Here is a 5,777-nt window from a genome sequence, read left to right as displayed (position 1 = left end):
AGTATTCAGCTATCTTGCAACAATCTAAACCTGGAACTAAAAAACGAGATGGCTTTGTCATTCAAATCTGAAGAAGCCCAATCGCTTGAATGGTACCTAACGAAGATGGAAATTTTGAACTTCGCTCGGATCAGAATAGCAGTAAATGAACTGTCTGACCGAAAACGCGCTTTGACTTTTGATGGTCAAGAAACAAAACTAGCTCGGTTAATTTCGGTCATTCGTCAATTTGAAGGAGAATTTGAGTTTGAAACCAATTTGACGAAGAACGGAGCCTTTAAAGAGTTGGTTTTAAATATCTACCACGAGCACGATGATAACCATCAAGGCGTTGGCAGATTACGCGGAGATGTTAAGCTACGCTACGGACGTGAACTAAAAGGTGTTCAGCGAACCGTGGATAAAAGCCAGCTCTTTAATGTCTTGTTTGCGACTGGAACAAAAACAGAAGGAGAGGAAACAAAAACTTTCGGAATCGAGAATATCGAACGAGAGATTAAAAACGAGGATGGTCGAGTAGAGTTTTATACTCGAAAAGGAAGCAGAGGGCTCTATGCTCCGCTATCTGTCGAGATGTTTCCGGCTTCTGCTTCTTTGACTAGTGACGAGTGGATACGAAACGATTTGGCTACCGAGTACAGCACGGAGGAAGCGCTCTGGGGGTATATGCTGAAATGGATAAAGCAGCACGCTTATCCAGTCGTAACTTACGCGGTTTCTGTTCGTTCGGATATGGTTGCCGGTCACTTAGGTTTAGAATTGGGTGACATTGTTAAGATCCAAGATAATAATTTTGTAGGCGGACTAATTTTAAAGGCTCGTATCACAGAACAAATTATCTCTTTTAGTAATCCAAACAATAATAATTTTGTTTTTTCTAATATTCAAAAGCTCAAGAACGCTATTTCTAGTAGTCTGCAAGAACGGATGGCCAGACTTGCAGAAGAGGCGCAGCCATATGAAATAGAGCTCTCTACAGATAGAGGGTGGCAGTTTAAGAACGGACAAGGCGAAAGCATAGTTAGCCCAACTTTACGAAAAGGTAAGAAACAAATAATAGCAGATGTTTCTTACCGTTTTTATTTCGGGACAGAAGTGATAGCCGGCCAAAGTTACAAGGTCGTGGCTGCTAAACTGTCAGATACTCAGGTTTTAACGGTGGCAGCCTACATCAAAAATACTGAGGTAGCTCGGACTCAATTAACCTTCGTCAACATTAACGATGGTCGCAACGGTCGGGATGGAGCTAAGGGGGATAAAGGTGAAACTGGAGCAAAGGGAGATAAGGGAGATAGAGGCGAAAAAGGTGACCGTGGTGACCGTGGTGAGCGCGGCTTGCAAGGCCTCCAAGGTTTACAGGGTGTCAAGGGCGACCAAGGTATTCCTGGACCAAAAGGAGCTGACGGTAGAACTCAATACACTCACTTAGCCTATGCTGATACTGTCTCGGGTAGTGGTTTTAGTCAGACCGACGCAGACAAGGCCTATATAGGGGTCTATGTTGATTTTAACTCAACTGACAGCGTCAATCCTGCTGATTATCGCTGGACGAGATGGAGAGGTTCAGATGGCTTAAACGGTAAGGACGGTCCTCAAGGTATTCCAGGTAAGCCAGGGGCAGACGGTAGAACACCATACTTTCACCGTGCTTGGGCAAACTCAGCTGATGGTCGCGACGGTTTTAGCACCTCAGACAGCACCAACAAACGCTACCTAGGGACGCTGACAGACTTTACTGAGGCAGATAGCCAAGACCACACTAGGTACAAGTGGACAGCTCTTTTTGACAATGTCGAGGTTGGCGGTCGGAACTTGTTAAAAGGCTCGAAAGGCCCGTTTAAGCCAAACAGAAACCCTTCGAATTTTGATAATAATGTACTTTATCACAACGAGACATCTATCTACATGGTTAATGGACAAAGATATCGAATATCTGCTAAAACTGATGGAACCTTTACCTCTCATCATGACGGATTTAAAGAGTCAGATAATGTTGTTCTTTGGATCATGGATAAAGCTGTAACAAACTACCAAATCGTGTCAGATGCCAAAACTGGCACAACTGGCACAGAATTTGTTTGGAGCCGTCCGACTGGAACCTACCATCTGCGAGTCAATACCTATCGAAAAGACCCTCAAAAGCTTAAAAGCGTTTGGGAGGTTAAGGTAGAGCAAGGGACTGTCAAAACAGATTGGTCGCCAGCTCCAGAGGATGTGCAAGCTGATATTGACTCCAAGGCAGACCAAATCCTGACACAGGAACAGCTTAACGCCCTCAATGAGAAAGCAGGAATTATCCAAGCTGAGCTTGAAGCTAAAGCTAGTGTTGCTACATTGGATAACTGGCTTAAAGCATATCAAGACTATGTCAAAGCCAATGATAAGGCTAAAGCTCAGGCAGAAAAAGACCTAGTCTCTGCTACTCAACGTGTCTCAACTATCGCTAAAAACCTTGGAGAACTCTCTGACCGCTGGAATTTCATTGATACTTATATGAGCTCGTCGAATGATGGACTGGTAATCGGTAAGAATGATGGCAGCTCTAGCATGATGTTTAATCCCAACGGGCGTATCTCAATGTTTTCGGCAGGGGTGGAGGTTATGTATATTTCTCAAGGGGTCATCCACATTGAAAATGGTATTTTCTCTAAGACAATCCAGATTGGACGGTTTAGAGAAGAACAATACCATCTCAACCCAGATATGAATGTTATTAGATACGTAGGAGGTGCTTAATGGCTGAATTTTGGTCAAATAATGATAGAGGTTACCGTATTCGTTTATGGGTTGACCAAGTATCACAAAATATACCAGGGAATAGTAGCCAAGTTAGGGTTAGACTTGCATTACTCAATACAACTACAACATTTACTGATTATAATTGCTTGGCTTGGGTTGACTTGAACGGACAGCGCTTGAACTGGTCGGGCAGACCGTCTGTGTTGTCTTATAATCAAACTGTGTGGCTCATTGACCAGACTATCACGGTTGGGCACAATGCAGACGGTAGCAAGGCCTTTGGCTTGTCTGCTAGCTTTAGTGGCAGTGGAGGTTGGTCTCCTGGTACTTTGAGTATCAGCGGTACTTCATTCACGCTGACTACTATTCCAAGGTCTAGCTCGGTTAGCATTGGTTCAGGCACTATTGGTAGTCCAGTAACGATCAACATCGATCGTCAAAGTTCTAGTTTCAAGCATACTGTCCGCTATTTTTGGGGCAGTAAGACAGGGACTATTGCAAGCAATGTGGATACCTCTACATCCTGGACTATCCCTCTTAATTTTGCTGATGACATCCCCAACGCCACAAGTGGTACAGGAACACTAATAATAGAGACGTACGGCGACGGAAAGAAAATCGGCGAGAAATCAACGACTTTCACCGCGACTGTTTCAGACGATGTTAAACCTAAATTAACCGGCTTCACTTTAACAGATGGCAACACCGCGGCCGGCAACGTAGTTCCGGGAGAACAGGCTTTTATCTCTGTCCTGTCTAACATTAAAGTCAATTTTGGGCAAGCTACAGGAGCGTATGGCTCAACCATTACAGGGTATTACGCCGAGGTTGTTGGCAAGAATCAAACGACCAATCAAAACGGTGGTTCTTTGGGAATCATGAACTATTCAGGGAATGTGACTATTAGAGCGCGAGTGATTGATAGTCGAGGAAGAACCAGTAATACAATTGACAAAACAGTAAACATCTTAGAGTATTTCTCACCCATCTTAAAATTTGATGTCGCTAGGTCGGGGTCTGAATCCAGCACATTAACGATCACGCGCACCGCGAAGGTAGCAGCGTTGACTGTTAATGGCATCCAAAAAAACTTGATGAGACTGACCTTTAAAGTTGCGCCTGCAGGAACTACAGCTTATAGAGTTGATAGCGGCCCAGCTTCCGGTTCTTGGACAACTGTATCTGGTTTTGTTAATTCAAGTGCAATTCTCCAAGAAAAATATGTAGCTAACAAATCATGGGTAATTGTCGGCACCTTAGAAGATAGATTTACGCAAACGGAATTTAGCGCAATTGTCGGAACGGAGACAGTTGTATTTTCCTACGATAGAAACGGGGTCGGAGTTAATAAAATACGCGAACGCGGGGCGTTTGATGTCAAAGGGAATGTATACATCGACGGTTTTTTGAGGTCTTGCACCGAATGGGCTGGAAATGTTAGCGTTAATGACCTTTTAGAGGGAGGAGCGGCGTGGACGAATAAAGACACGCCAGACAGCGGTTGGGGAATTTTGGAGACTTTCAGAATATCTAACTTATCTACCAAAGAAGCTAACCAGCGTTTTACGTCTTATGGTGGACATAAAGTTTGGTACCGTCACAGAGATTATCGGTCCGGCAATTGGACGCCGTGGGTTGTAGAAGGAATTGATAACTTCTATCCTGTCGGCTCAATTTATCAAAGCACTTCTTCCGCTAACCCCGCGACATTTATGGGGGGCGCTTGGGAACGATTTGGCAACGGCAAAGTGCTTGTCGGTGTGGATGAAACCGACGGCGACTTTAACTCCAGCTCTAAAACCGGAGGAAGTAAGAAACATAGCCACAGCGACGGGAGTTATGAGGCTGCCATTGGCCCGGTGGGCAGCGATGTTGCCAGTCTCGGATTTAAACATGGGAATCAAAATGTGACAGGGAAAGAAAAACCGACTTACAGAGTACAAGGAACAACCGGCAATGCCGATGCGACTTTCAATCATTTTACTGATATTGTTGGGACATCAGGGGAAGCCAGTACTTTACAGCCGTACATAGCTGTTTATAGGTGGCGCCGTATAGCGTAAAATTTTAAAAGGAGAAAATATGAAGTTAGAGTTTTTAAGCAAATCCGTTGACTATGTCAGCGGCGAGCCTTACAAAACACGGGTAGTCCTCGGAAATTCAGAGGGTGCAATTTATCCTGTGTTTTTTGATCCAGATTTTATAAATAAAGAGAGTGGCGAGCTGTTTAAATTGGCTTTAGACCAAATTTACTTTGTAAATTTCCCGGACAAGGCAGAAAGAGATAAATTTAATCAGATCGACGAACAGCTTGAAAAAAATAAAAAGGCTGGAGAAGCCAATAAGCAAAAAGTGGAAGATGTAGCAATTTTGGCAGATGTCTTAATTTCACTTGCTATCACGCGCGATGGCGGAATGGAACAGAATGCCTATACGAAGGTTGCTGCAATTATCAAGCCATTAGAAAAAGAAAAGCGGTACACGAACGGAGATATAGTTGCTATGCCTTATCCGTTCGGGACAAATTCAAAATGGCCAAAAGATACAGCAACAATTTTTAAATTTACTACTCGCGAAGGTGATGGCTACACTTACAGGGGACAAAATGTCGAAGAAATGTTACAAACAGGCATTTTAAGCATCATCATGCCTAAATTAGGATAGAAGGTGGCAAAATGTGAATTCGATGGATTTATTAGATAAGATCACAACGGTCTTAGTCGTGATTATCCCTAGCTATTTTAGCTACAGGAGTAATCAAAACAGTAAGGAAACCGACAAGCGAATAGAAGCTTTAGCCGAGGATTTGGGCGACCTGAAAGAGTCCGTGACAAACATCCAAAATATTGGGAACAGAAACAATCAGGATCTAAACCTGATCCAAAAAGGCTTGCAACGCTTGCAACGTTTTCGATTGCAGGAAAACCTAAAAAAAGCCTTGAGGCGTGGCCAGACTACACAGCATGAGCTAGAGGAGCTGTCCCGTCTTTACGAGAGCTATGTTGAGCTTGGCGGCAATGGTGCCATCAAGCTTTTGT

The 5,777-nt window shown here is 43.8% G+C and carries 4 protein-coding genes; all 4 read left to right on the top strand.

Annotation, left to right across the window (positions count from 1 at the left end):
• Window positions 1-54: 54 nt before the first annotated feature.
• The gene (locus tag Q0191_RS06670; protein WP_297664965.1) at window positions 55-2,736 is read left to right on the top strand and encodes a phage tail protein; all 2,682 of its coding nucleotides are present in this window, start codon (window positions 55-57) and stop codon (window positions 2,734-2,736) included.
• Window positions 2,736-4,802: a DUF859 family phage minor structural protein gene (locus Q0191_RS06665; RefSeq protein WP_297664963.1), complete on the top strand. Its 2,067-nt coding sequence runs from the start codon at window positions 2,736-2,738 to the stop codon at window positions 4,800-4,802. The genes Q0191_RS06670 and Q0191_RS06665 overlap by 1 nt, the downstream gene beginning before the upstream one ends.
• Before the next feature lie 19 nt (window positions 4,803-4,821).
• A complete protein-coding gene (locus Q0191_RS06660) occupies window positions 4,822-5,403 on the top strand; it encodes a DUF1366 domain-containing protein (protein ID WP_297664961.1) in 582 nt (193 codons plus the stop codon).
• Between the two features lie 22 nt (window positions 5,404-5,425).
• A partial coding sequence (locus tag Q0191_RS06655; RefSeq protein WP_297664968.1) for a hypothetical protein occupies window positions 5,426-5,777 on the top strand: 352 nt, incomplete at its 3' end.

This window comes from uncultured Streptococcus sp. (assembly GCF_938036805.1).
Classification (GTDB): domain Bacteria; phylum Bacillota; class Bacilli; order Lactobacillales; family Streptococcaceae; genus Streptococcus.
This window is presented reverse-complemented; position numbering and strand designations above follow the sequence as displayed.